Genomic DNA, 26,662 nt, shown 5'->3' on the forward strand with positions numbered 1-26,662 from the left:
CATGGAATGGCTGGACGCCATCGCAAGCCGAGCCAAGGTCGATACGAGTCGCGTGGAGTCAGTTTTGACCGCACGGCATATCGTGCCAACCCCGGTGCTACCCGCTCCACGCAGGATGAAGCTCTTGAGTATAGCTTTCGGTGGAACTAAGCAAGGCGTTGAGGACGACGGACTCTACACCTTTGAATGGCCAGAGCTGAATGAAGGACTATGGGGAATGATGACGGATCGCAACCTGCGCGGGAAGTCGTCGATCATCGAAGTCGTGCGATGGCTGATGCGCGGCAAGCCATCTCCGAATCTTCAAGATGACGTCAAGAGCTGGATACACAACGCTTGCCTGCGATTCGATCTTGATGGACTTGAGCATGAGGTGCAACTCGATTGTCAAAGCGGAGCTTCTGGCACGCTAAGCCGACGGTCATCGGCAACAGCAAACCCTACGGTACTCGCGTCCTTCAATAGTGATAAGCAGTTCGAGATGGTCATGTCGGACTTCTTTCTGCGTGCGTTCTCCATGGAGGGACTTGCGACATGGCGTGAAAGTGACTCCGAAGAAAAGACCGGCCATGCAGTCGTTCATGGCTGGCCTGCATTGTCAGGCGCGATGTTCATCGGCACAAACTATGACGTAGTGCTCGGTGATCTGCCCGCCACGACAGGAACTCAAGCGCGTTTAATGCAAATGTACCTCGGCGTTCCATGGGTTTCGACGCTGGCCACAGCAGCAGCGGCACTGAAACTCGTCGAGTCTGGAAATGAGCTGGAGGCCCGCCGTCGCAATCAGGGTGCACGTGCCAAGCAAGCCCGCGTCAAGGAAATCGAAGCAACGCTTGCAGAGAAACGAGAAGCATTGAATTCGCAACCGTCGGATGAGGCAATCCAGGCTGAGCTATCTGTTCTTAGCAGCAGGTACTCAGAAACCAAACGTCGAGAGAAGGCAATGCAAGAACGGTTTGATCGAGAGACGCTCGCTGAGCAGCAGGCCAGCGCTGCCTATCTGCAAGATCGCCGTGAATTACAGGCCCACCAAGATTCGATGGCGGCGGGTTCAGTCTTTCGTTTGCTCGACCCGAGTTGCTGCCCGCGTTGTGATCATGAAATCGATCAGGCGCGGAAGAAAAATGAGGCGACTAGCCATTCATGCTCTGTGTGCGGAGAGAATATTTCGAGCAGCGAGGACGCGGATGTTCTGAGAAAAGAACTTGAGGCGAGCGTCAAAGCGTCAAAAGCGGCATTCGACAAAGCCCAAAAGAATCGCAATTTGGCCGATGAAAGTCTCCAGGCCTTGCAAACGGATCTAGAGAACATCCAGACCAAGAGTGAAGCGTTGACACTTCAGCTTGGGTCGTTCGAGGCTCGAAAGCTACTTGCCAACGAGATCGCTGTACTTGAAGGTCGCCTTGAAGAAGCAGGCTTTGATCCTGGTAGCGATGATGTTACGGATGACGAAGCTGCCGTGCTCAAAGCCATTGTCAGCGAGACGGAAACACGGTCCAAAGCCGTCCGAGACGAGTTCCTAGGCGAGGTTTCCGCCAGTCTTCTTCACTTCGCCCAGCGCTTTGGCATGCACAGCTTGTCGAAGGCCCAACTGCGTGGAAATGCGAATCTGATCTTGACGAAGGGTGGCGCCGAGACATCGTTCAGCAAAGTGACGAAAGGTGAGCGCCTGAGGCTGAAGGTCGCCACAGTTCTCGCCATGATTCAGGTCGGTGAACGAAAGGGCGTCGGACGACACCCTGGCTTGATCATGATCGATTCGCCCGCTGCGCAGGAAATCGCGCCAGAAGATCTTCGTGAATTGCTCTCGGGGTTGAAAGACATTCGTGACGAACTTCCCCATCTCCAGATTTTCGTTGCAGGCGTAACCTCGAAAGCGATGATCGATCACGTTCCTGAAAGCCATCGCAGAGAAGCCACAAATGGAGGCTACCTGTGGTAATGACCGCACAGGGGGCTCAACTGCATCCAGTGGAAGTTACGCTGCATACGTTGTTGAGCCAAGGGGAACTGCCGAGCGTCGACAATCTGGGCGGATTCGAAGTAATTGTTGAGGCTACGCCAGCGCTGGGGACATCCCCTTTTGCTGGCGAAATTTTGTCTGCGGTTCTCCGAGATGCGAGCGACGCATTGGTCAAGGATGTACATCCATGGAAAGACCTGATCGATTGTTTGGTACGAGCCGCCATAAGTGATGTTGTGCTGATCGAAATGGTCGACGCGCTGAATTCTTGCCAATTGCCGGACGGTACTGCAAATGACGTATTCATGGCTTTCTTGCAGAAAGCGGTTGATGTTTCCGGTGCGATCACAGGCTATGCCCGAGCTGTAGCACTTGAGGGAGCTTTCCGGCTGGCTGCGTCTGATCGTCGGATGCAGCTTCGCCTGCTGGATGCCTTGTTGGGCATTCAAATTTCCGACGAACCGCATTTTCTTCGTCATGCCGCCAAGATTATGGGAATCGCCCACTCGCATTGGCGCGAAACGGAGTTGGTGGAAAAGCTACGCATCTTTTCCGAGTGCGAAGACGCAGCCTATGAAGCTAGCTTTGAGTTGGGGATGGCAGGTCTCGCAGCTGCGCTCGACGAACCGAAGAGAGAGATGGCAAATGCCATCTTTCTGGATTCCCTGCAGTGGTTCAAGAAAGCTGAATCATTGAAGGAAGCGGCACCGGAGGCAGCGCTGTATGGGGAATGTCTCACATTATTGACGGACTTCGATGCCCACAAGACCAACATTGAGTTGAGAGCGCGCAGCGCGACGATTCAGAAATCAGCCTTCGAACTCCTTGCCTGGCATGCCGACGAAAATTCGCCAACATGGTTGGGCGCACGGCATATACAGGCTGCATGCTGGAACGATCTTGCAGGAACGCTTGCGTCGCTTGCCGACAGTTTGCAGCAGATTAGCTGGTGGGAACCTAGGGTTGTGATCGAATGTCAGGTGCTGGCTGCTTACAGCGCGGGGCGAACGATCTTGAAACGCAGCCGAGATGGATATTTGGAGACTTTGCTGCGTCCCAGGATCGTGTCTTCGATCGCGCAGCGCGAAGGGCAAGCATATCTTTTGAAATGCTGGCTCAAACAAAACCGCGAGCACGAGCAGGTCCCCGAGGCCGATGCGATCCTGAGCGGCATTGATCGGTTTATGGCCGCTGATGCAGGGGCTCAGCGAAACCCCACTGAGGCAGCCACCGTTTGGGCGCCGGTCGCTGCCGTACTGTCACAAGCCCGTTGCAGTAAAGAAACCGAGCGGCGCGTAATCGAAGTAGTCTCGAACGCCTATGCGTTCAGTCTCGAAGGATTGAGCACGGCGGAGATCGATATCTTTGACCATTGCTTGGCCTCGGTGGAGCATCACCCGGACTACAGGGATAGTGTTCGAGGTGCCAAATTGTTCGGCACCGTTTTACTGTGGACGACCAGATTTCTTAAAAATCGTCTGGAAATTACAAAGAAGGATGATCCATCGGTCGCCTATCTGTTTGAGAAGTCTGATGGCACCCTGCCACCAGAGAGCGCACTTCAAGACGATTATTTCCGCTGGATAAGCACTCAATCAGCATCAGGTGAAATGGAGCCCACAAACCTTGGCGGGGGCCGCGCCGACGTGGCCCTGAAGGCCACGGGAGAACGCATGGTGATCGAAATCAAGCGTGAAATGGACGATGGGTCATTTGATTCGCTGGCGAGTCATTACGCGGGACAAACTACTGACTACCAGAATGTGAGTATTCGATTGGGGTTCCTGCTTGTCCTTGATCTAACCGCGCCGAAACTTGAAGGTACACCACACATCCGATCTTTGATGGAATGTCGCACCATACGGCGATCAGGTGAAAGTGAGCCGAGACACGTCGTTATTGTCAAAGTACCGGGTCGCCGGTACTTGCCAAGCGACATCAGTAAAAATGCGCACCTTTCAGGTACTACTGCAAAATCACCGAAGAAGCAGCCAAAGCGAAAGAAGGTGCCCGACTTGGCAATACAGGCAGCATCTGCGGCCAGCGCCCTTCCTGGTATCGCCGATGCCTCAGCTGGTTCGGATGAAAATTGAATATGGGGAGCCTCGATGCTTGAATGGTATTTAAAAGTAAATGCTGTGTTTCGTGCGATGCGCCAGAAAGCAATCGACGCTCAGGGTTTGCTCGCGGATGACGATAAAGCCGGTGCAAAATTGGTGAATGGTTATTTGAAAACAGACTACCAATCGCTTCGCAAACTTTGGACGGATGCGGGTTTCCCGGAGCAAGACATGGGAAACCTCGGAAGGCATATTGGGTTTGGAGACGTCAACGATTATGACGACATCCTTGCACGTGATCTACCACAGGTAGAGTCCAGGGCAGAAACGCATGCGCGCAGCGGAGCAGGTACGCAACCAAGCATTGGTTTCGAAGAACTGCTACATCCGGTCATCTTCGCTCATGCCTTTCAGCACTATGTGAACGGACACTACCGCGATGCCGTTCTGAACTCAATCGTTGCAATCTTTGATCTGATACGAGAGCGCACCGGCTTGGACCTCGACGGTGCGGCTCTTGCGACGCAAGCATTGAGTTTGGAGAAGCCGCACCTGATCCTCAGCGAACTTGACACGGAGTCGGGCAGAAATGATCAGAAGGGTTTCATGCAAATTTTAGTCGGTGCTTACCTTGGCATACGCAATCCCAAGGCTCATTCGCTAAATCATGATCTCGACCCGGAGAAGGCCGCTCAGTATCTGATCTTCGCCAGCCTTCTAGCCCGACGGATCTACGAAGCGAAAGACGCGCCGAAGACATGAGTTGAGCCAGTTGCATCGGTGGTTCTCGATATGACCGCCGGCTATTGGAACTCAGGCGATGTCCTGCGGAAGACCGCAGGCAGCGCAAAGAATCGAACACATTCTCAATGTGCTTCTGCACCAGGGCTTTCTAAGCAGAACAGGCCGCACATCATCACAGGGGCACCCAATGGCAAGAATAAGAAAGATCGAGATCTCCAACTTTCGTGGCATCCAGCAACTGGTGTGGTGTCCATCGCCTGGCATCAATTGTCTAATCGGCACGGGCGACAGCGGAAAATCCACGGTGTTGGATGCGATCGACCTGTGCTTGGGCGCTAGGCGCAATGTTCAGATTTCCGACGCTGACTTTTTCGGCCTGGACATCACCGCTCCCATCAGCATCACGCTGACGCTGGGTGCGTTAGATGACAGCATGAGTGCCCTGGAGAGCTTCGGTGCGTTTCTGCGCGGCTATCACGCCGCCACGGGCGTTGTCGAAGACGAGCCGTCCGCTGGTGCAGAAGTGGTTCTCTGCCTGAATCTGACAGTCGCCAGCGACCTGGAGCCATCCTGGACTCTCATCTCCGACCGAGCCTCCCAGCAAGGTCTGGTGAAGGCACTCGCGTGGAAGGACCGTCTGGCCCTGGCGCCGACACGCATCGGTGCGCTCGCTGACTACAACTTGGGCTGGCAACGAGGCTCGGTCCTGAACCGCATCTCGGAGGAGCGCGCTGATGCCTCGGCGGCACTTGTGAAGGCTGCGCGAGATGCGCGCGGCACCTTTGGCGATCAGGCCGAGCAGCAATTGAGAGAAGCGCTGGGGATCGTCGCTGCGACCGCTCAGGAACTCGGCGTCCACATCGGCGCGAAGGCGAGAGCACTGCTCGACTCGCATTCCGTGTCGTTCGGAGGCGGGACCATCTCCCTGCACAACGAGGGCGGCATCCCGCTTCGCAGTCTCGGCGTCGGGTCCACTCGCCTGTTGGTGGCTGGTCTGCAGCGTAGAGCTGCCAGCCAAGCGTCGATCGTCCTTTCGGACGAACTGGAGTACGGCCTTGAGCCACACCGCATTGCTCGGTTTCTCGGCTCTCTCGGAGCGAAGGAAGCGGCCCCGCTGCAGGCGTTTCTCACTACGCATTCGCCGGTAGCGCTTAGGGAGTTGTCGGGCGGCCAGCTCTTCGTGCTGCGCCGTAGTCTCCACCGTCACGAAGCCCGCATGGTGGGTACTGACAACGACACCCAAAGCACCATCCGCCTTTATCCCGAGGCCTTTCTGGCTGGCTCCGTGATCGTGTGCGAAGGAGCCAGCGAGATCGGACTTCTGCGTGGCCTGGATTTGCACCGGGTTGAACACGGCGGCGTGTCCCTGGCAGCACAGGGCATTGCTATGGTCGACTGTGGCGGTGGCGAGCCGGACCGCCCCTATGCTCGCGCGGCGGCCTTCCAGTCGTTAGGCTACAGGGTGATGGTGGTACGTGATGACGACAAGAAGCCCACACCCGCCATCGAACAGGCATTTCTGCAGGCCGGTGGCGCAGTCGTTGCCTACCGCGCAGGCCGCGCATTGGAGGACGAACTATTTGGCAGCCTCACGCCGGTGGCGTGTCAGCACTTGATCAAATATGCCCACGACCTGCATGGCGACCTGATTCATGAACACCTACGCACGGTCTCGAACAACACGCTGACCGTTCAGGCCGTCTGGGACGAAATCCAGAACACGCAAGCGCTGTCAGTACCAAGCCGAGCCATGCTCGGGCAGGCAGCGCGCATCCGCAAGGCCGGTTGGTTCAAGTCCATCTCTTGGATGGAGGACGTAGCAAGGACCATCGTGGCGCCGGACTTGCCGCTATGCGATCCAGGCTTCAAAGCACTGGTGGACCAGGTATCTGCGTGGGCAGCCCATGGCCCCCGCTGAAATCGACCTGCGCGCGATTGCCCGCGGTACCGTTACAGCACCGGCCGGGTGCGGCAAGACGCAGTTGATCGCTCACGCTCTGGCTGCTCACCGAGGTAGCAAACCTATCCTCGTGCTCACGCACACGAATGCTGGCGTGGCAGCACTTCGTGGCCGGCTGGATCGTGCCGGTGTGCCGCACAGTGCCTATCGATTGAGCACCATCGACGGCTGGGCCATTCGGTTGATTGCGAGCTTTCCGGGTCGCAGCGGTCACGACCCGGACATCCTGCGGCTTGCCACGCCAGCGCGAGACTACCCGGCGATCCGCGAATTCGCCTGGAAGCTGTTGCAGGCCGGACACGTCAGCGAGGTCCTGAAAGCGTCCTATGCGCACCTTATCGTTGACGAGTATCAGGACTGTTCGGTGCCTCAGCACTATCTCGTCTACTTTCTCTCTCTGATTCTGCCGGCCTGCGTGCTTGGCGATCCGATGCAAGGCATCTTCGGCTTCGGTGGTAACGCCTTGGCCAACTGGGAGCAGCAAGTGTGTGCGCATTTCCCGGTCGTGGCGGAACTGGCCACGCCGTGGCGGTGGCGCAATGCCGGTGCGGAAGCACTCGGACAGTGGCTTCTGGAGGCCCGGCGCCTGTTGGTGGCTGGTCAGTCGGTGGATGTTCGCACCGGACCACTAGCACATGTGACGTGGGTTCAGACCGTCCCGCCCAACGACCACCCGCAGCGACTAGCTGCCGCACGGACACTGCCGCCCACCGCCGACGGACATGTACTGCTTATTGCGGACAGCCGTAACCGTTTGAGCCAGCAGAACTTCGCAAGCCAGACGCCAGGGGCCTCGACCGTTGAGGCAGTCGACTTACAAGACCTCATTGCCTTCGGAAACAGCTTCGACGTTGCATCTGCAGGGGCATTGGGACAGTTGCTGGCGCTGGCGCAAAGCGTCATGACCAATGTGGGTGTCGCAGAGCTGACACGGCGTCTGGAGTCATTGACCCGAGGAACCGCGAGGAATCCGCCGTCCGCAGCGGAGAGCTGTGCCTTGGCGTTCCAGCGCGCCCCGTCCATCGCCGCAGCCGCAACACTGTTGTCGGAGCTGCGCGAAATGCCGAATGTGCGTGTGCATCGGCCCGCCATTCTTTACGGCGTGCTCAAGGCGCTCCGTGGAGCTTCGGCAGGAAACGTCCCGCTTGCGGAGGCTGCCAGGTGCGTGCGGGAAGAGAACCGGTTGTTGGGCCGCCCGTTACCCAAGCGTGCAGTCGGCAGCACGCTGCTGCTCAAGGGGCTGGAGGCGGAAGTGGCGGTCGTGCTGAATACGGAGGGCATGAGCGCACAGCACTTATATGTGGCCATGACCCGCGGATCAATGAAGCTGGTTGTGTGTAGCGCCAGCCCCATATTGGGCTAAGTAGGAGGGGAAGTGGCAAGAGAGAACAAATTTGGAAGCTCGGGCGGTGCAAAAGAGACGCCCGCTGGAAAGCTCATGGAGACGATTGTCGAGGACGTGATCAAGGCGAAGGCGATGCCCTTTGCTCAGTGGCAAGCCCTCAGCGCAAACCCCTTGGTTCCGCTTGCCATTTCGGTGTCCCAAGGCGGTCAGTATCCGGTCACACAAGTCGGCGTGGACGCAGCTCACATGCTGTCACAGCAAAGCTGGAAATCACTCGAAGCCTTGCGCCAGACAATTGACCGGGAGGCCTTCATGAAGCTCTCGTTCCAGGCGATCGGGGACACGCTTCGCGACTGCCAATCGCGCCTTCCAGAAGTACCGGGCGGTCAGAATGAGCAGGACATGGTGCTCGGTGACGATTTTTACGCTGCGCTCGTCGACGACTACCAAGCGCGCCTGCAGCAGCTTGCCGCCAGCGCAAGTCCCGATGTCGACCGGCATATCCCTTGCCATCTGTTTCACTCGGATCAGGCCGTGCCGGCATTTGCCGTGGGACCAGTGCGATTCCTGCCAAGAGCGGAATGGCTCGATTCCTTTGTCAAGGACTCGGAGGTCCGCGAGCTCATCCACCAGGTCGAGGCCCGTGAACTGGACATGGAGGAGTTGACCGCTCGATCAACTGTCGCCGAGAGTGGCCGCCGTGCATCGCATGCGTTGGATGTTCTGCGTACGCTACGCCATTACAGCTGGGTAGCGACCATCCGGATGGAAGGGCATGAGCATGCGCGGTCCCATTTCAAAGCGTCGGTGGTGGTGGGACTTGCGATTGACGCAATCGGACTGAGGTTCCAGGTCGAGGATGCGCGACGCTTTACCAAAGCTGGCAGGCAGCATCTTTTTGCAGAGGACCGGTTCGCGACCACGCTAGACGGACGGATATTGCGTGGATCGAGCGTACAGATGCCTGGCATTGGTGGACGCCCCGGTGCACTGGCCGCCAAGATGGCAGGCGAACAATCCTTCCTGGATGCCGCCGGGTGCGTCTTGCAGCACTACGTCGATGGACGACGAAGCGGACATGCGCTGCATCTCGTCGAACGCTGGGCGAATGCACTGTACTGGGTCGGTGAAGCTCGTCGTGAGGCTTCCGACTTCATGGCAGTGGTCAACTATGGCTGTGCCGCCGACGGGCTGTCGGGCGCAGGTGGCAAGGCGAGCGATATGACAAGCTTCGCCGAGACTGCGCTCAAGCCTGAGGGTGAGGCCGTGCCCGAGGGCGTGCTCACGGTGGATGTCGCAGTCCACAAGGTCTATCGAGAAGGCCGCAACAAGCTCGCTCACGGCGAAATGTCGGGACTACTGGAGGACCTTGCAGAGCCGCGAGCAATCGGCGAGGCGCTGCTGCCGGCACTGTTCGATGTTGTGACACCGGTGCTGGCTGACCTTTTACAGAACGAACAGAACCTGCTGAAGCTTGATGAGAAGAGAGCCTATCGTCTGCTTGAGGCAAAACTGGCAGCGCGCAAAGCGAACGCTTGACTTGACGGCCTGATTTTTTGACTCTTTGCGCGCTGACGACCGACTTGCATTGGTTCGCTACCAACTTGGTCGCCTTGCAGTCGCTAGCAGCGCCGAAGGTGCTGCTAGTGTAGTGCTTGCGAAATAGTGGAACCGTCTTGTTACCAATAGCCTTTGTTCTGACGGGTCTTGGGCGAATCAGATGGTTTCATCATTTGCAAAGCAGACCACTAGCGACGGAACGGATACCTTTCACCGGATTATGCCTTCACCTCTTCGGTACGGCGCGCCCCCGTGATTGTCTTGCGCCGATTGGCCACCAGCTCGGCGGCTTCCCGCACCGGCTTGTCCTCGGTGTGGACGTAGCGCATGAACATCACCACAGTCTTGTGAGCCGTCAGGGCCATGCCGACCTTGACCGGGATACCTGAATTGGCAATGTCGGTCGCCGAGCGATGGCGGATGCCGTGCGTCCCCACATGCGTTGCACCCGCCGCTTTGAGCGCACGGCTCCAGCCGCCGTAATACTCGCCCGTGGTCAAGGGTTGCCCTGGATGGCGCGGCGACGGCAGTACGTAGGGATTGCCTTCCGGCCTCGGCGCCGTCGAAAGCAGCCGGTAGGCTTCCTCGCTTATGGGCTTGGACATGCCGCCGGTCTTGCTGTCGGGCCAGACGACGCGGCGGTTTTCCAGATCGATCCATTCCCATTCGAGCGAGACGATTTCGCCACGGCGGCCGGCAAACTCGAATTGCAGGCGGATCGCTAACGGGATGACGTAGTTCTCCAGCCCCTCGGCCTCGATCTTGTCGAGCTGCCGGAACAGCTTGCCCATATCCTCGTCGCTGATAAGGTGGGTGGACTTGCCGGCAGGGAACATCGGGACATGGCGGCAAGGATTGGTGCCGTCAGGCCGATAGCCCCACACCTCGGCCAAGTTGAACATCTTGCGCAGGATGCTGAACGCCTTGTTTGCCTCGGTCTGCTTATACGATAGTTTTTCCATCAGTCCGGCAATGTCAGGGCGCTTCACGTCGTGGACCTTCTTGCGGCCCAGCAACGGGATGATGCAGCGGTCGATGACTCCTTGATAGCCGACTCGGGTGCTGGGCTTGTTGCGCTTTTTGGAGTGATCCTCCATGAACTTCTTGCACAACTCCTCGACGGTGGGCGCTTTGCGGGCTTCCGCCTTGGCTGCGCCGGGATCATCACCCCGGCGTACCTGGGCCAACCATTCCTGCGCGAGCGAGCGGGCCTGTTCGACGGTCAGTTCCCCGTACTGGCCCAAGGCGGGCTTGCGGCGCTCGCCGGCGTTCGTCCGATATTGGAGCATGAAAACCTTGCGGCCCGACGGGGTAATCTTGCACAAGAAGCCGGGCACCAGCGTGTCCCGGAGTTCGACGGCCTGCGCCTGTGGTTGTGCTGCATCGACAGCGGACTTGGTGAGCTTGATTTTTGCCACGATGACTCCTTGGAAAGACCCGGTTCCCAGGAGCCTTCTAGGGGCCAGCAGAGAGGAAGTCGGGTCAAGTTTCAGAAAGCACCGGCATATGATGAACTCGCCTAAGTTATTGATAAACCTGCTGTATCTAGTCTTGGCGTAGTCCAGCGAAGTGCCGGGCTGGAGTCATGGTGAAATAAAAAAGCCGACCGTTTTCACGGTCGGCTTTTTTGTGCCTCGGATAATGCGGATCAACGATCCTTGTTGTCCTCCAGGGCTGCCTTGTTCACTTCGACCTTGTAGCGGGCACGCAGGCCAGCCAGGTAGGCAGCGAAATCTTCCTGGGCCACCAGGGAGGTGTATTCCTTCTGCAGCACCTTGCGCTTGCCTTCATCGAGGGACGAGGGCTGGCTGACCTTCATGATCTTGTACAGCACATAGCCCCCGTTGTTGGGGAACTCCACCCCGGTATAGGCAGGCAGCTTGCCGGCGTCGGTCTTGAAGATGGCCTGCAGGGCGGCGGGCGGCACCTGGCGGCTGCCTTCCATGCGCGACACATTCTTCACCAGGGCCCAGCCCAGCTTGTCCTCGCCGGCCTTCAACTGGGCCAGCTTCTCCTCGCCGGCCTTCTTGGCCAGGGCGTTGCTCTCCTGAATCTTGAGAATCTCCTCGATCTGGCCCTTGACCGTATCGAACGGTTTCAGGCTGGCCGGCTTGTGCTCGACGATACGGGCAGCCACCAGGGTGTTGGGGGCGATTTCAACGGCTTCGGTATTGCGCTTGTTCTTCAGCACATCTTCGCCGAAGAGGGCGGCCAGCGCCTTCTCGTTGCCCAGGACTCCGGCGTTCTGACCGCCGCGACGGGAGAACCAACCGGTCTGCTGCAGCGGCAGCTTGAAACGGTCCGCCGCCGGCTTGAGGCTGTCGGACTGTTCATAAACCGTGTTGCTGAAGGCCTCAGCCGCTTCGGCAAACTTGCGGGAGGCTGCCTGACGCTTCAGTTCCGCTTCGATCTCCGGCTTCACCTCATCCAGGGTCTTCAGCTTGCCGCCCTTGATGCCGGTGACCTTGATGATGTGGAAACCGAAATCGGATTGAACCAGGCCGGACAGCTCGCCTTCCTTCTGGCTGAAGACCGCATCCTCGAAAGGCTTGACCATGCTGCCCTTGCCGAAGAAGCCCAGATCGCCGCCCTTGCTGGCAGAACCGGGATCCTTGGATTCGCGCTTGGCGATATCGGCGAACTTGGAAGGATTCTGCTGCACTTCCTTGAGCACGGCTTCGGCCTTGCTCTTGGCCTGGGCCACGTCGCTGCCGCTGGGAATGAGGATGTGGCTGGCACGGCGCTCTTCGGACTGCTGGTAGCGGTCCTTGTGGCCTTCGTACCAGGACTTGATCTCTTCCGGCGTCACGACCAGCTGGGCCAGCAGGGCATCGACCGACAGCTGCACGAACTCGGCCCGCACCTGCTCCGGAATTTCGAAGCTGGCCCGGTTTTCCTCATAGAACTTCTGCATGGCCTCGGCACTGGGCTTGGCCTGGGCCGCAAACTGCTCGGGCACGATACGCAGCTCTGCCACTTGCCGCTCTTCCGCCTGAATGCGCAGCATGGCTTCCGCGGCTGCAGCCGCCACCATGCCCGTATCGCTGACGGAGCCGACCAGCTGCTGCAGCGTCAGATCCTGACGCAACTGGGCTTCGAAACCGGTCTGGGTCAGACCCTGGGCCTTGAGGGCGGTTTCGTAACGTGCGGCGGAAAACTTGCCGTCTTCCTGCAGGGCGGGAATCTTGCTGATCACATCGCGCAGCAGGTCGTCGCTGGCCATGAGGCGGCGCTTGTTCGCCTCCAGCAGCAGCACCCGCTGATCCACCAGGGAATTGACCACCGCCAGGCGAGCCTCGGGAGACTCCATCAGCGCCGGATTGTAGTTGGGTCCCAGGGCACCCCGGAGCCGCTCCTGCTGGTTGCGCCAGGCCTGCTGATACTGCTGCAGGGTGATGGGCGTGCCACCGACAGTCGCCACATCGCGACTGTCGCCCGCATTGCGGATGTAGGATTCAACCCCCCAGAAAGCGAACGGCAGGGTGATCAATCCGAGAAATACCTGAACGATGCGTTTGTTGTTGCGGACGGCGTCAAACATAAGAAGGCTTCCGTTGTTTGGCTCACTGAAATAAAAAAAGGCGAACTTTCGTTCGCCTTTTTGCTTACTGGCGGAGTGGACGGGACTCGAACCCGCGACCCCCGGCGTGACAGGCCGGTATTCTAACCGACTGAACTACCACTCCTGACTAACTCTGTACGCTCTTTTTCTGGTGGGTGCTGACGGGATCGAACCGCCGACATCCAGCTTGTAAGGCTAGCGCTCTACCAACTGAGCTAAGCACCCGTGCCGTTTGGCTAAGCGCGAAAGACCGTTAGTTTACCGCATCCTTGAGCGCTTTACCAGCGCGGAACTTTGGCACCTTGGCTGCCTTGATCTTGATGGTGGCGCCGGTGCGCGGGTTGCGGCCGGAACGGGCAGCACGCTTGCCAACATAGAAGGTGCCAAAACCCACCAGGGTCACCATGCCGCCCTTCTTCAGGGAAGTCTTGACGGCACCGATGGTGGCATCAAGCGCACGGCCGGCTGCAGCCTTGGAGATATCTGCAGACTTGGCGATTTGATCGATCAGTTCAGATTTGTTCACGTAAGCCCCCTTACATAAAGGTTGTTAACAGGAAAGTCCTGCACGCACTTTTATAACAAGCCGGAAAACCTTGTGTCAAGCGGTTTCTAGCCGATTCGGGGGATATTCTGAGGGGGTGTTGCCATGCCGGAAGAATTGCATCCGGCATGGAAAAAATGGCATCAGTGGGTGATGACGCCGGAATTGGCGGAATCATCCGCCTGGGCGGCGACCGGCGCCGCTGCTTGATCTACAGCCGGCAGGGGCTCGGGCATGCGCTCCAGGGCGTGCTGCAGCACCTGGTCGATCCAGCGCACGGGAACGATCTCGATCTTGCCCTTGATGCTGTCGGGAATCTCGGCCAGATCCTTGACGTTCTCTTCCGGGATCAAAGCCTTCTGCAGGCCGCCGCGCACCGCGGCCAGCAGCTTTTCCTTGAGACCGCCGATGGCCAGCACCTCACCCCGCAGGGTGATTTCGCCGGTCATGGCCACGTCGCAACGCACCGGAATTCCGGTCAACACGGACACCATCGCCGTGCAGATGCCGATGCCGGCGGAAGGACCGTCCTTGGGAATGGCGCCTTCGGGCAGGTGGATGTGGATGTCGGTCTTCTGGTAGAAGTCGTCCTTGATGCCGAGGGACTGGGCCCGCTGGCGCACCACGGAAACGGCCGCCTGGATGGACTCCTGCATTACCTCGCCCAGCTTGCCGGTCTTGATGGTATTGCCCTTGCCTGGCAGGGCGGCGGTTTCGATGGTGAGCAGTTCGCCACCCACTTCGGTCCAGGCCAGACCGGTCACCTGACCCACCTGGTTTTCCTTTTCCGCCATGCCGAAGGTGTAACGGCGCACGCCGAGGAACTTGTCCAGATTGCGTGCCGTGACGGCCACCTTGGTCTGGCTCTTCTTCAGCAGCAGGGTCTTCACCACCTTGCGGCAGATCTTGGAGATTTCACGCTCCAGGCTGCGCACGCCGGCTTCCCGGGTGTAGTAGCGGATGATGTCGCGCAGGGCGCTTTCGGCCACGGCGATCTCGGTCTTCTTCAGACCGTTGTTCTTCATCTGCTTGGGCAACAGGTAGCGCAGGGCGATGCTGACCTTCTCGTCTTCCGTGTAGCCGGAGAGGCGGATCAGCTCCATCCGGTCCAGCAGCGGGCCGGGGATGTTGAGGGTGTTGGCCGTCGCCACGAACATGACCTCGGACAGGTCATATTCCACTTCGACATAGTGATCCACGAAGGTGGAGTTCTGCTCCGGATCCAGCACCTCCAGCAGGGCGGAGGAAGGATCGCCGCGGAAGTCCATGCCCATCTTGTCCACCTCGTCGAGGAGGAACAGGGGGTTCTTCACCGCCACCTTGGTCATGTTCTGCAGGATCTTGCCCGGCATGGAACCGATGTAGGTACGGCGGTGGCCGCGAATCTCAGCCTCGTCCCGCACGCCGCCAAGACTCATGCGCACGAACTTGCGGTTGGTGGCCTGGGCGATGGACTGGCCGAGGGAGGTCTTGCCCACCCCGGGAGGTCCGACCAGGCACAGGATCGGCGCTTTGAGCTTGTCCACGCGCTGCTGCACGGCGAGATACTCGAGAATGCGTTCCTTGACCTTCTCCAGGCCCCAGTGGTCCTTGTCCAGAATCTTCTGGGCTTCGGCCAGGTCCTTGGAAACCCGGGTCTTCTTCTTCCAGGGCAGACCCACCAGGGTCTCGATGTAGTTGCGCACCACGGTGGCTTCGGCCGACATGGGCGACATCAGCTTGAGCTTCTTCAGTTCGGACTGGGCCTTGGCGACGGCTTCCTTGGTCATGCCGGCGGCCTTGACCTTCTTTTCCATCTCTTCCAGGTCGGCCCACTCTTCGCCTTCGCCCAGTTCCTTCTGAATGGCCTTGACCTGTTCGTTCAGGTAGTACTCGCGCTGGCTCTTTTCCATCTGGCGCTTGACGCGGCCGCGGATGCGCTTCTCCACCTGCAGGATGTCGATCTCGGACTCGAGCTGGGTCAGCAGACGCTCGATGCGCCCCTTGATGTCGAACAGCTCGAGGATTTCCTGCTTCTGTTCGAGCTTGAGCGGCAGATGGGCAGCGATGGTGTCGGCCAGTCGGCCGGCCTCTTCGATGCCGGCAATGGAGGTGAGGATTTCCGGCGGAATCTTCTTGTTCAGTTTGACGTACTGGTCGAACTGGGCAATCACGGCCCGGCGCATGGCCTCCACTTCATGGTTGGGGCCGTCTTCGCCGGCGATGGGCGTGGCGGTGGCGAAGAACATGGTCTGCTGGTTGTCCACCGCAGTGATGCGGGCGCGCTGGGTACCTTCCACCAGCACCTTCACGGTACCGTCGGGCAGCTTCAGCATCTGCAGGATGTTGGCAACGCAACCGATCTCGTAGAGGTCCTCGGGAGCGGGATCATCCTTGGCAGCGGACTTCTGGGCCACCAGCAGGATGCTCTTGCCGGCCTCCATGGCGGTTTCCAGGGCCTTGATGGACTTCGGGCGCCCCACGAACAGGGGAATGACCATGTGGGGGAAGACCACCACGTCCCGCAGGGGCAGCAAGGGCAGATCCACGGGCTCGGAAGGTAATAGGGTAATGCTGGACATGGTGAGTCCTTATGAAAAGCAATCACCCCTGAAGATAGGGGCGATGGAAGGATTCTTCAAGCCCGGGGAGTCACCAAATTCGGCGACTCCCCGACTTGCAGGCAATGCGCGGGATCAGTTGGAGCCGGAAACCTTGGGCTGCTCGGCGTAGATGAGGATGGGCTTGGCTTCGCCGGAGATCATGCCTTCGTCGATCACCACTTTGGAGACATTGTCCATGCCCGGAAGTTCATACATGGTTTCCAGGAGCACGCCTTCCAGGATGGAACGCAGGCCCCGGGCGCCGGTCTTGCGCTCCAGCGCGCGGCGGGCGATGGCAGTGAGGGCCGCGGGACGCACTTCCAGTTCGGCGCCTTCCATGGCGAAGAGCTTCTGGTACTGCTTGATCAGGGCGTTCTTCGGCTCGATCAGGATTTCCACCAGGGCAGCTTCGGACAGTTCGTCCAGGGTGGCGATCACCGGCAGGCGGCCGACGAACTCGGGGATCAGGCCGAACTTGATCAGGTCCTCGGGCTCCACGGTGCGCAGCACTTCGCCGACGGCCTTCTTGTCTTCCTTGCTCTTCACTTCGGCGCCGAAACCGATGCCGCCACGGGTGGAGCGGTTGCGGATGACCTTTTCCAGGCCATCGAAAGCGCCGCCGCAGATGAAGAGGATGTTGGCCGTATCCACTTGGACGAAGTCCTGGTTGGGATGCTTGCGCCCACCCTGGGGCGGCACGCTGGCCACGGTACCTTCGATCAGCTTGAGCAGGGCCTGCTGCACACCCTCACCGGAAACATCCCGGGTGATGGAGGGGTTGTCGGACTTGCGGGAAATCTTGTCGATTTCGTCGATGTAGACGATGCCCTGCTGCGCCTTCTCGACTTCGTAGTCGCACTTCTGCAGCAGCTTCTGGATGATGTTTTCCACGTCCTCGCCGACGTAGCCGGCCTCGGTCAGGGTGGTGGCATCAGCCATGACGAAGGGCACGTTGAGCAGGCGGGCCAGGGTCTGGGCCAGCAGGGTCTTGCCGGAGCCGGTGGGACCGATCAGCAGGATGTTGCTCTTGGCCAGTTCCACGTCATCGGCGCTCTTGCCCTGATGGCGCAGGCGCTTGTAGTGGTTGTACACGGCCACGGAGAGGATCTTCTTCGCCACTTCCTGGCCGATCACGTACTGGTCCAGGATGCTGCAGATTTCCTTCGGCGTCGGCAGGTCGTCCTTGCCGCCCTTGCCGCCGACGTCACCGGCGATCTCGTCGCGGATGATGTCGTTGCACAGCTCGATGCACTCGTCGCAAATGAACACGGACGGTCCGGCGATGAGCTTCTTCACCTCATGCTGGCTCTTGCCGCAGAAGGAGCAATAAAGCAGCTTTTCGGCGCTGCCGCTTTTCTTTTCCGTCATATGTCGTCCCCTGCCTTATTTTGCTTCCTGGGCGTCGGCACGGCTGCTCAGAACCTTGTCGATCAGGCCGTATTCCATGGCTTCGGCTGCAGAAAGGAAGTTGTCGCGATCCGTATCCTTCTCGATACGATCCACGGGCTGACCGCTGTGCTTGGCCATGATCTCGTTCAACTTGGCACGCAGGGAGAGAATTTCCTTGGCGTGGATTTCGATGTCGGAGGCCTGGCCCTGGAAACCGCCCATGGGCTGGTGAATCATGACACGGGAATTAGGCAGCGCAAAACGCTTGCCCTTGGCCCCGGCGTTGAGCAGGAAAGCGCCCATGGAGGCGGCCTGGCCCATGCACAGGGTGGAGACGTCGGGCTTGATGAACTGCATGGTGTCGTAGATGGACAGGCCAGCGGTCACGGAACCACCCGGGGAATTGATGTAGAAGAAGATGTCCTTGTCGGGATTGTCTGCTTCCAGGAACAGCAACTGGGCCACCACCAGGTTGGCGGAGGCGTCGTTCACCGGCCCGACCAGGAACACGATGCGTTCCTTGAGCAGGCGGGAATAAATGTCAAAAGCCCGTTCACCGCGGCCGCTTTGCTCAACCACCATGGGGACCAGCCCCAGGGCTTGGGGATCCCACTGGCTGCCGTTATCGATCTTCATGCGCATCCTCTGTTTTTTGGTTGGGGGAGTCGAAGGTTTGGGACGTTGCGGTGACTTATTATGACGCAGGGGCCGCAAAAACTTGCAGCCCCCACGTTACTTCTTCTGCGGATGCGAAGCGCGTCTTAGGCGCGGCGACCCATCAGTTCGTCGAAGTCGGCGGTCTTGTCGGTAACCTTGGCCCGTTCCAGGACCCAGCTTACCACGTTATCTTCGACCACGACGGCCTCGACCTCGGCCAGACGCTGGGGCTGGGCGTAGTACCACTTCACCACTTCGTCCGGGTTCTCGTAGGACTGGGCAGCCTCTTCCACCATGGCTTTGATCTGCTCGGGCTTGGCGTACAGGTTTTCCACCTTCACCAGCTCGGCCAGCACCAGACCCAGGGTGACGCGGCGCTTGGCCTGCTCGCCGAACCACTCGGGCTTGACCGGCAGGTCCTTGCCCTTGAAGCCGCGGGCTTCCATGTCAGCCTTGGCGGCCTGCATCAGACGCTCCACTTCGCCTTCGATGAGAGCGTTGGGCACGTCGATGGGGTTAGCCTTGAGCAGGGCCTCCATGACCTGGTCCTTGGTCTGGGCCTGGATGCGCTTCTTCACTTCGCGACCCAGATTGGTCTGGATCTCGGCGCGCATCTTTTCCACGTCGCCGTCGGCGATGCCCATCAGCTTGGCGAATTCGGCATCGACCTCGGGCAGCTTGGCACCCTGGACTTCCTTGACGGTGATCTCGAACTGCACGGACTGGCCGGCCAGGTCCTTGGAGAAGTAGTCAGCGGGGAAGGTCATGTCGAAGGTCTTGGACTCGCCAGCCTTGAGGCCTTCCACGTTGTTCTCGAAATCGGCCAGCATCATGCCTTCGCCCAGGACGAAGGGGTAATCGGTGGCCTGGCCGCCCTGGAAGGCAACGCCGTCCTTCTTGCCAAGGAAATCGATGACCACGCGGTCGCCCTTGGCGGCGGCGCGATCGGCCTTGTCGAAGGTGACGCGCTGCTTGCGCAGGATGTCCAGGGTCTTGTCCACTTCGGCAGCGCCGACTTCGAAGGACAGACGCTCCACGTCGGTGGTGGAAACGTCGCCCAGGGTGATTTCGGGATAAACCTCGAAAATGGCGGAGAATTCCAGCTGGGTGTCGCTCTCGGTCTTCTTGGCCTCGATGCGGGGATAGCCGGCCACACGCAGCTTCTGGGCGGTCACGGCTTCGCCGAAGGCCTTGTCCACAGCGTCGGCCAGGGCTTCGTGGCGGGCCTGGGCACCGTACTGCTGCTTGACCATGTTGAACGGCACCTTGCCGGGACGGAAGCCGGGCAGCTTGACGCTCTTGCCCATGCGCTTCAGACGCTCGTCCACGTCCTTATCCAGATCGGCGATGGCAACGGCGATATCCAGGCGACGTTCCAGGGCGCTGGAGACTTGGGAATTCTCTTGCATGCGTTTTCCTTAGTGACAACAAGGGCAGCCTAGGCCGCCCGATCCGTGGTGCGAGAGAAGGGACTCGAACCCCCACGCCTTGCGGCGCTGGAACCTAAATCCAGTGCGTCTACCAATTCCGCCACTCTCGCGTAAACGAGCTATTTTACCCGAGTTGCCTCTATACTGTAAGCCTTGCCCCACGCCGCGAATCCGCGGGGGCCGCAACCGCCAGAGACGACGCCGGCCTGGCCCGGCAAGCGTCCGCCACGACCGCATGCCCATGCCCGTCGATCACTACGAAAATTTCCCTGTCGCCTCCATCCTCCTGCCCCGGCACCTGCGCCGCCCGGTGGAAGTCATCTACCGTTTCGCCCGCAGCGCCGACGACATCGCCGACGAGGGCGAAGCCGGCGATGCCGAGCGCCTGCAGGCCCTGGCAACCTACGACGCCGAACTGGAGCGCATCGAGGCCGGCATCACCCCGGAAACGCCCCTATTCCAGGACCTGGCCCCCATCCTGGTGGCCCACGACCTGCCCCTGCAGCCGTTCCACGACCTGCTCTCGGCCTTCGCCCAGGACGTCACGGTCAAGCGCTACGCCGATTACCCCGCCCTGCTCGACTACTGCCGCCGCTCCGCCAACCCGGTGGGACGCATCATGCTGCACCTGTTCGAAGCCGCCACGCCGGAAAACCTGGCCCGCTCGGACGCCATCTGCACCGCCCTGCAGCTGATCAATTTCTGGCAGGACGTGGCCGTGGACTGGGAGAAGCAGCGGGTCTACCTGCCCCAGGAGGACCTGCTGCGCTTCGACCTCGACGAAAAAGCCATCGCCGCCGGACAGGTCGACGAGGCCTGGTGCGCCCTCATGGATTTCCAGGTGCAGCGGGCCCGCCAGCTGATGCTGGACGGCGCCCCCCTGGCCCTGGACCTGCCCGGCCGTTTCGGCTGGGAAATCCGCCTGACGGTGGAAGGGGGCCTACGCATCCTGGAAAAAATCGGGCAGGTAGGGGGCGACGTTTTCCGCCGGCGCCCCCGTCTCGGCGGCGGCGACTGGTTGCTCCTGGCCTGCCGTGCCGCCCTCTTCCGCCACGGATGCCGCTAGAATCCCGCCCATGAATCCCCACGACTACTGCCAGCAGAAGGCAGCCGCCAGCGGCTCCTCCTTCACCATCAGCTTCACCCTCCTGCCCCGGGAGAAGAAGCAGGCCATGACCGCCCTCTACGCTTTCTGCCGGGAGGTGGACGACGTGGTGGACGAAGTCGAGGACCTCCAGGTGGCGGCCATCAAGCTGGCCTGGTGGCGCCAGGAGGTGGAACGGCTCTACGACGGCACGCCCCAGCACCCGGTGGCCCAGGCCCTGGCCGAGGTGATCAAGACCATTCCCCTGGATAAGGAACTGCTGCTGGAAATCATCGACGGCATGGAAATGGACCTGACCCAGGCTCGCTACGCCGACTTCAAATCCCTGCAGCTCTACTGCTACCGCGTCGCCAGCGTGGTAGGCCTGCTCTCCGCCGAAATCTTCGGCATGACGCAAAGGGCCACGCGCAAGTACGCCCACGACCTGGGCATGGCCTTCCAGCTCACCAACATCATCCGCGACGTGGGCGAGGATGCCCGCCGCGGCCGCATCTACCTGCCCATGGACGAACTGCAGCGCTTCAACGTGCCGGCGGCGGACATCCTCAACAGCCGCCCGACGGAAGCCTTCGCCGCCCTCATGCAGTTCCAGATCGAACGGGCCCGCGGCTTCTACGAGCAGGCCTTCGCCGCCCTGCCGGCGGCGGACCGCCGCCAGCAGAAGCCGGGGCTGGTGATGGCCGCCATCTACCGCAGCCTGCTGGAAGAAATCGCCGCCGAGCCCGGGCTGGTCCTCACCCACCGCATTTCCATCCCGCCCGGACGCAAGGCCTGGCTGGCGCTCAAGGCGTGGATCAAGGGCTGACGCCGTCCGGCACCGGGGCACCGGCCCGGGTCGCCATTGTCGGCGCCGGCTGGGCCGGCCTGGCCTGCGCCGTGGCCCTGGTCCGCCAGGGCATCCCCGTCAGCGTCTTCGAATCGGCGCGCCAGCCGGGCGGTCGCGCCCGCCTGGTCCAGGTCGAAGGCCTGGCCCTGGACAACGGCCCCCACCTGCTCATCGGTGCCTACGGCGCCACCCTGGAACTGATGGGCCAGATCGGCAGCGCCGGGCACCTGCGCCGGGCGCCCCTGGCCCTGCTGACGCCGCCCCACTTCAGCCTGCGCCTGCCGCGCCTGCCCGCCCCCCTGCACCTGGTCTGGGGCCTGCTCACGGCCAAAGGCGCCGGCCCGGGCGAGAAGGTCGCCGCCGCCCGCTTCATGCAAGCCCTCAAGGCCGGCGGCTACCGGCTGCCCGCCGACTGCAGCGTCAGCGAACTGCTGCAACGGCACCGCCAGGCCCCCCGGCTGACCCGTTTCCTGTGGGAACCCCTGTGCCTGGCTGCCCTCAACACCCCGGCTGCCGCCGCCTCGGCCCAGGTTTTCGCCAACGTCCTGCGCGACAGCCTGGGTGGCCCGGGAGGCGCGACGGACATGCTTTTGCCGACCACCCACCTGGGGGGCCTCGTCCCTGAACCCGCTACGGCCTGGCTGGCTGAAAATGGCCAGCCGGTGCGCCTCTCCAGCCGGGTACGCCGCATTTCGGCCAGCGGCGAGGGTTGGCGACTGGAGTGGGAAAACGAAGGACAGACGGGCAGCGCCGAATTCAGCCAGGTGGTGCTGGCCACCGCCCCCCAGCACGGCGCCGCCCTGCTGCCGCCGGCACCGGCCCTGGACGCCCTGCGCCGGCAACTGGCCGCCTTCGCCTACGAGCCCATCGCTACGGTGTATCTGCAGTACGACGCAGACGTAACCCTGCCCTTCCCCCTGCTGGGCCTGGCCGGGCCCATCGGCCAATGGGTCTTCGACCGGGGCCCTCTCGACGGCCACCGGGGCCTGCTGGCCTGCGTCCTCAGCGCCCACGGTCCCTGGGAAGCGCTGGCCCCCGAGGCCCTGGCCCAGTCCCTGCACCGGGAGCTGGAAAGCGCCCTCGGCCGCCCCCTGGCGCCACCCCGCTGGCAGCGCACCATCCGGGAGGCCCGGGCCACCTTCGCCTGCCGGCCCGATCTGGAGCGCCCCGCCAACGCCACGCCCCTGCCCGGCCTGTGGCTGGCCGGCGACTACACCGCCGGCGACTATCCGGCCACCCTGGAAGGGGCCGTGCGCAGCGGCCATACGGCCGCCCGCCTGATCGCCGCCAACCTGGCTTAAGCGCCCCGCCTCAGGGCCGGCCGGGAAGCCGGGGCAAATCGCCCCGCACCGCACACAGGCGCTGCACCATGGCCGCTTTCGGCGCCTCCACCTCTCCCGCCTCGTAGGCAACCACCTGCAGCCCCTGCTGCCGGCAGACCTCCAGCAACTCCCCCGGCTGCAGCAGGAAATCCGGCCGGCTCGGCTTGCCGAAACGCTCGTTGCCCGCCATGAAGGTCTCGTAGAGCAGCACCCCCCGGGGCGCCAGGGCTGCCGCCAGCAGGGGCCACAGGGGCCGGTGCAGATAGTTGGTGACGACGATGCCGTCAAAGCGGCGTCCGGCCAGGGGCCAGGGACCACCTTCCAGGTCCGCCGCCAGGGCTTCGATGCCCGGCAGCCCCGCCAGGGCGGCAATGGCTCCGGCATCCCGATCCACGGCCGTCACCGCCAGGCCCCGGGCCGCCAGCCAGCGGGCATGGCGACCGCTGCCGCAGGCCAGGTCCAGCACACTGCCGCCGTCGGGCAGGAGGTGGGCAAAGCGGGTGATCCAGGAGGATGGCGGCAGGATGGAAACAGGGGCGGACATGGGAGCTCCGGACGAAGGCTGGGCGAAAGCCGGAAGCAAGGGCTCCGGCCAAATATGGTGCGATGCAACATGGCGTACGGGTGAAACAGGGCGCTGCCGAATCAACCCCGGCAAGCGGCCGGGAATCGGCCCGACAGGCAGACTATAGGTTTAATTGTCACTTTCCTGACCTGGATCAAACGGCAACCGGGGGCTGCGGTTTTCCCCATGAGACACCTTCTGACTTTTGTGCTAGATTTTTGCGTCGCACAATATCAAACTGGAACTCGAATCAGCACCGGCCAAGCCGGGCTGGTCCAAAGCTCGGGGACAAGTCATGCACGAAGAAGAACACTACCTTACCAGCCTGTTCGAACCCAAGTCCGTCGCCGTCATCGGTGCCTCGGACCGGGAAAACTCCGTCGGCAACATCATCTACCGCAACATCGTGGCGGCCGGCTACAAGGGCCGCCTCTACCCGATCAACCCCAAGCACGACACCGTGCAGGGCGTGCAGGCCTACAAGTCCATCGAGGAGATCGGCGCCCGCGTGGACCTGGCCGTGATCGCCACCCAGGCCCGCACCGTGCCGGCCATCATCGAGCAATGCGGCCGCAGCGGCGTCAAGAACGTGGTGGTCATCACCGCCGGCTTCGCCGAGGCCGGCCACTCCGGTGCCGCCCTCGAACGCAAGATGGTGGAAATTGCCCGCAGCTACGGCGTGCGCATCCTGGGCCCCAACTGTCTCGGCCTGATCCGCCCGGTGCAGGGCCTCAACGCCACCTTCGCCAACATCTCCGCCAACCCGGGCAACCTGGCCCTAGTCTCCCAGTCCGGCGCCCTGTGCACCGCCATTCTCGACTGGGCCAAGGTCAATGACGTGGGCTTCTCCTCCGTCATTTCCACCGGCGGCTCCGCCGACATCGATTTCGGCGAGATTCTCGACTATCTGGTTTACGACAACCGCACCCACTACATCCTCATGTACGTGGAAGGCATCCGCAACGCCCGCCGCTTCATGAGCGCCATGCGTTCGGCCGCCCGCATCAAGCCCATCCTGCTGCTCAAGGCCGGCCGTTACGAATCCGGTTCCGTCGCCGCCCAGGTGCACTCGGGCATGGCCCTGGGCTCCGACGCGGTGTTCGACGCCGCCCTGAAGCGGGCCGGCGTGGTGCGGGTGCGCAACATCGGCCAGCTGTTCTACGCCGCCAAGGGCCTGGCCTCCAAGTTCCGCCCCGACGGCAACAAGCTGCTGATCATCACCAACGGCGGCGGCCCCGGCGCCATGGCCGCCGACCGGGCCGCCGAGCTGGGCATTCCCCTGGCCGACCTGTCCCAGTCCACCATCGCCTCCCTCAATGCGGTGCTGCCGCCCACCTGGTCCCACGCCAACCCCATCGACATCGTCGGCGATGCCACCCCGGAACGCTACCGGGACGCCATCCTGGCCGGCACCCAGGACCCGGAGGTGGACGGCATCCTGGTGATGCTGACGCCCCAGGCCATGACCCAGCCCGAGGAAGTGGCCAAGGCCGTGATCACCGCCAGCGAGACCTGTACCAAGCCCATCGTCGGCTGCTGGATGGGCGAACAGCAGACCTACCCGGCGCGCAAGATGCTGACCGAGGCCGGCATTCCCGCCTTCCGCATGCCGGAAACGGCGGTGGACCTGTTCTCCCATCTGTCCACCTACTACCGCAACCAGAAGCTGCTGCTGCAGACGCCGGAGCCCATCTCCCGCCAGGCCAAGACCGCCACCGAAGGCGCCAAGATGCTGATCGAGGCGGTGCTGTCGGAACGGCGCAAGGTGCTCTCCGAAATGGAATCCAAGTCCGTGCTGCGGGCCTTCAAGATTCCGGTGGCCCAGACCATGGTGGCCCGCACTCCCACCGAGGCCCTGCTGCTGGCCGAGCAGATCGGCTTCCCGGTGGTGATGAAGGTGGATTCCCCCGACCTGCCGCGCAAGTCCGAAGTGGGCGGCGTGCGTCTCAACATCATCTCCGCCGCTGCCGTGCGCAATGCCTACCACGACATTCTCGACACCGTGGGCCGCAACGCCCCCAGCGCCCGCATCAACGGCGTTTCCATCGAGCCCTTCGTGGCCCGTCCCAACGGCCGGGAACTGAAGGTGGGCGTGATCCGGGACCGGGTCTTCGGCCCCGTCATCACCTTCGGCGTCGGCGGTGCCGAGTGCGAGGTCTTCAACGACACCGCCGTGGCCCTGCCGCCCATGAACAGCTACCTGGTGGAAGACCTGATCCGTTCCACCCGGGCCGCCAAGATTCTGGGCGACTACCGCAACATGCCCGCCGCCAACATGGAAGCTCTGGAGGACGTGCTGCTGCGCATCTCCCAGATGGTGTGCGAACTGCCCTGGCTGCAGGAGCTGGACCTCAACCCCCTGATCGTCGATGAAAACGGCGCCATCGCCGCCGATGCCCGCATCGTCATCGACTTCGCCCCCTCATCCGGTGACCGCTATTCCCACATGGCCATCCACCCCTACCCGGCCCACCTGGTGGAGGACTGGGTCCTGCCCGACGGCCAGGTGGTGGTAATCCGCCCCATCCGTCCGGAAGATGCGGAAATGGAGAAGGAATTCGTCGCCCACCTGTCCGACGAATCCAAGTACTTCCGTTTCATGGACACCCTGCGGGAGCTGACCCAGTCCATGCTGGTGCGCTTCACCCAGATCGACTACGACCGGGAAATGGCCTTTGTCGCCGTCACCGAGGAGGACGGCAAGGAAGTCCAGGTGGGCGTCTCCCGCTTCGTCTCCAACCCGGACGGCGAGACGGTGGAATTCGCTCTGGCGGTGGCCGACGGCTGGCAGAAGCGCGGCGTCGGCCGCAAGCTGATGAGCGCCATCATCGAGTGCGCCCGGGCCAAGGGCTACCGGGCCGTGGTGGGCGACGTGCTGGCCCTCAACTCCAAGATGTTCAAGCTGATGACCAGCCTGGGCTTCACCATCCACCCCCACCCCGAAGATCCGGCTGTGAAGCGCGTCATCAAGCCCCTCACCGACTGATCCGCGCGGCGCCCCTCAAAAGGGGGCGGGGTCCGGGCCGGACCGCCACCAGGGACGGCCCC

18 protein-coding genes and 3 tRNA genes are annotated in these 26,662 nt (G+C 61.6%); 10 read left to right on the forward strand and 11 right to left on the reverse strand.

Translation table 11 applies throughout. The features are described from left to right. Nucleotide 1 precedes the first annotated feature (1 nt). The 6 genes from AZSP09_RS05285 to AZSP09_RS05310 all read left to right on the forward strand — a co-directional run bounded on the left by AZSP09_RS05285 (nucleotide 2) and on the right by AZSP09_RS05310 (nucleotide 9,611). Nucleotides 2–1,942, forward strand: a complete 1,941-nt coding sequence (locus AZSP09_RS05285) for a large ATP-binding protein (protein WP_197739056.1) — start codon at nucleotides 2–4, stop codon at nucleotides 1,940–1,942. Beyond that, the gene (locus tag AZSP09_RS05290; protein ID WP_148581021.1) at nucleotides 1,942–4,056 is read left to right on the forward strand and encodes a hypothetical protein; all 2,115 of its coding nucleotides are present in this window, start codon (nucleotides 1,942–1,944) and stop codon (nucleotides 4,054–4,056) included. Before AZSP09_RS05285 ends, AZSP09_RS05290 begins: the two co-directional genes overlap by 1 nt. A gap of 15 nt (nucleotides 4,057–4,071) precedes the next feature. Next, complete coding sequence (locus tag AZSP09_RS05295; protein WP_148581002.1) at nucleotides 4,072–4,785, forward strand: TIGR02391 family protein; 714 nt, start codon at nucleotides 4,072–4,074, stop codon at nucleotides 4,783–4,785. A gap of 169 nt (nucleotides 4,786–4,954) precedes the next feature. Then, nucleotides 4,955–6,685 (forward strand): ATP-dependent nuclease, encoded by a 1,731-nt coding sequence (locus AZSP09_RS05300; RefSeq protein WP_148581003.1) that lies wholly within the window; start codon nucleotides 4,955–4,957, stop codon nucleotides 6,683–6,685. After that, nucleotides 6,672–8,090 carry a UvrD-helicase domain-containing protein gene (locus AZSP09_RS05305; RefSeq protein WP_152089381.1) on the forward strand — a complete coding sequence of 473 codons (1,419 nt, stop codon included), beginning with the start codon at nucleotides 6,672–6,674 and terminating at the stop codon, nucleotides 8,088–8,090. Before AZSP09_RS05300 ends, AZSP09_RS05305 begins: the two co-directional genes overlap by 14 nt. Before the next feature lie 75 nt (nucleotides 8,091–8,165). After that, nucleotides 8,166–9,611: a hypothetical protein gene (locus tag AZSP09_RS05310; RefSeq protein ID WP_148581004.1), complete on the forward strand. Its 1,446-nt coding sequence runs from the start codon at nucleotides 8,166–8,168 to the stop codon at nucleotides 9,609–9,611. Nucleotides 9,612–9,850: 239 nt separating this feature from the next. Here AZSP09_RS05310 and AZSP09_RS05315 read toward each other — a convergent pair whose 3' ends face one another. The 10 genes from AZSP09_RS05315 to AZSP09_RS05360 all read right to left on the reverse strand — a co-directional run bounded on the left by AZSP09_RS05315 (nucleotide 9,851) and on the right by AZSP09_RS05360 (nucleotide 19,906). Then, nucleotides 9,851–11,050 (reverse strand): tyrosine-type recombinase/integrase, encoded by a 1,200-nt coding sequence (locus tag AZSP09_RS05315; RefSeq protein WP_148581005.1) that lies wholly within the window; start codon nucleotides 11,048–11,050, stop codon nucleotides 9,851–9,853. 230 nt (nucleotides 11,051–11,280) lie between these two features. After that, nucleotides 11,281–13,173, reverse strand: coding sequence for a SurA N-terminal domain-containing protein (locus tag AZSP09_RS05320; RefSeq protein ID WP_152089382.1), 1,893 nt, complete (start codon nucleotides 13,171–13,173; stop codon nucleotides 11,281–11,283). Nucleotides 13,174–13,241: 68 nt separating this feature from the next. After that, nucleotides 13,242–13,318: transfer RNA gene (locus AZSP09_RS05325), tRNA-Asp, on the reverse strand. Nucleotides 13,319–13,343: 25 nt separating this feature from the next. Next, nucleotides 13,344–13,419, reverse strand: a tRNA-Val gene (locus tag AZSP09_RS05330). Between the two features lie 28 nt (nucleotides 13,420–13,447). After that, nucleotides 13,448–13,720 carry an HU family DNA-binding protein gene (locus AZSP09_RS05335; protein WP_014237258.1) on the reverse strand — a complete coding sequence of 91 codons (273 nt, stop codon included), beginning with the start codon at nucleotides 13,718–13,720 and terminating at the stop codon, nucleotides 13,448–13,450. A 161-nt stretch (nucleotides 13,721–13,881) separates the two neighbouring features. Beyond that, on the reverse strand, nucleotides 13,882–16,299 hold the full coding sequence (lon, locus tag AZSP09_RS05340) for an endopeptidase La (RefSeq protein WP_152089383.1): 2,418 nt from the start codon (nucleotides 16,297–16,299) through the stop codon (nucleotides 13,882–13,884). 114 nt (nucleotides 16,300–16,413) lie between these two features. Continuing rightward, nucleotides 16,414–17,688, reverse strand: a complete 1,275-nt coding sequence (gene clpX, locus AZSP09_RS05345) for an ATP-dependent Clp protease ATP-binding subunit ClpX (RefSeq protein ID WP_014237256.1) — start codon at nucleotides 17,686–17,688, stop codon at nucleotides 16,414–16,416. A 15-nt stretch (nucleotides 17,689–17,703) separates the two neighbouring features. Continuing rightward, nucleotides 17,704–18,345, reverse strand: coding sequence for an ATP-dependent Clp endopeptidase proteolytic subunit ClpP (clpP, locus tag AZSP09_RS05350; protein ID WP_014237255.1), 642 nt, complete (start codon nucleotides 18,343–18,345; stop codon nucleotides 17,704–17,706). 125 nt (nucleotides 18,346–18,470) lie between these two features. Continuing rightward, nucleotides 18,471–19,775, reverse strand: coding sequence for a trigger factor (tig, locus tag AZSP09_RS05355; RefSeq protein WP_014237254.1), 1,305 nt, complete (start codon nucleotides 19,773–19,775; stop codon nucleotides 18,471–18,473). Nucleotides 19,776–19,821: 46 nt separating this feature from the next. Next, nucleotides 19,822–19,906 (reverse strand) — tRNA-Leu (locus tag AZSP09_RS05360). Between the two features lie 131 nt (nucleotides 19,907–20,037). Here AZSP09_RS05360 and hpnC point away from each other — a divergent pair. From hpnC to hpnE, 3 genes are read left to right on the forward strand one after another with little or no spacing between them, the layout of a single operon-like run. Further along, complete coding sequence (gene hpnC, locus AZSP09_RS05365; RefSeq protein ID WP_152089384.1) at nucleotides 20,038–20,862, forward strand: squalene synthase HpnC; 825 nt, start codon at nucleotides 20,038–20,040, stop codon at nucleotides 20,860–20,862. A 10-nt stretch (nucleotides 20,863–20,872) separates the two neighbouring features. Further along, nucleotides 20,873–21,706 (forward strand): presqualene diphosphate synthase HpnD, encoded by an 834-nt coding sequence (hpnD, locus tag AZSP09_RS05370; protein ID WP_152089385.1) that lies wholly within the window; start codon nucleotides 20,873–20,875, stop codon nucleotides 21,704–21,706. After that, nucleotides 21,691–23,028, forward strand: a complete 1,338-nt coding sequence (hpnE, locus tag AZSP09_RS05375; protein WP_232058854.1) for a hydroxysqualene dehydroxylase HpnE — start codon at nucleotides 21,691–21,693, stop codon at nucleotides 23,026–23,028. The genes hpnD and hpnE overlap by 16 nt, the downstream gene beginning before the upstream one ends. A gap of 10 nt (nucleotides 23,029–23,038) precedes the next feature. On the opposite strand, the gene AZSP09_RS05380 is transcribed toward hpnE, so the two are convergent. Then, nucleotides 23,039–23,593, reverse strand: a complete 555-nt coding sequence (locus AZSP09_RS05380) for a class I SAM-dependent methyltransferase (RefSeq protein ID WP_152089386.1) — start codon at nucleotides 23,591–23,593, stop codon at nucleotides 23,039–23,041. A gap of 316 nt (nucleotides 23,594–23,909) precedes the next feature. On the opposite strand from AZSP09_RS05380, the gene AZSP09_RS05385 reads away from it, so the two are divergent. Further along, nucleotides 23,910–26,600, forward strand: coding sequence for a bifunctional acetate--CoA ligase family protein/GNAT family N-acetyltransferase (locus tag AZSP09_RS05385; RefSeq protein ID WP_014237249.1), 2,691 nt, complete (start codon nucleotides 23,910–23,912; stop codon nucleotides 26,598–26,600). Nucleotides 26,601–26,662 lie beyond the last annotated feature (62 nt).

The sequence above is a fragment of the Azospira sp. I09 genome (assembly GCF_009177135.1).
Lineage (GTDB): Bacteria > Pseudomonadota > Gammaproteobacteria > Burkholderiales > Rhodocyclaceae > Azospira > Azospira oryzae.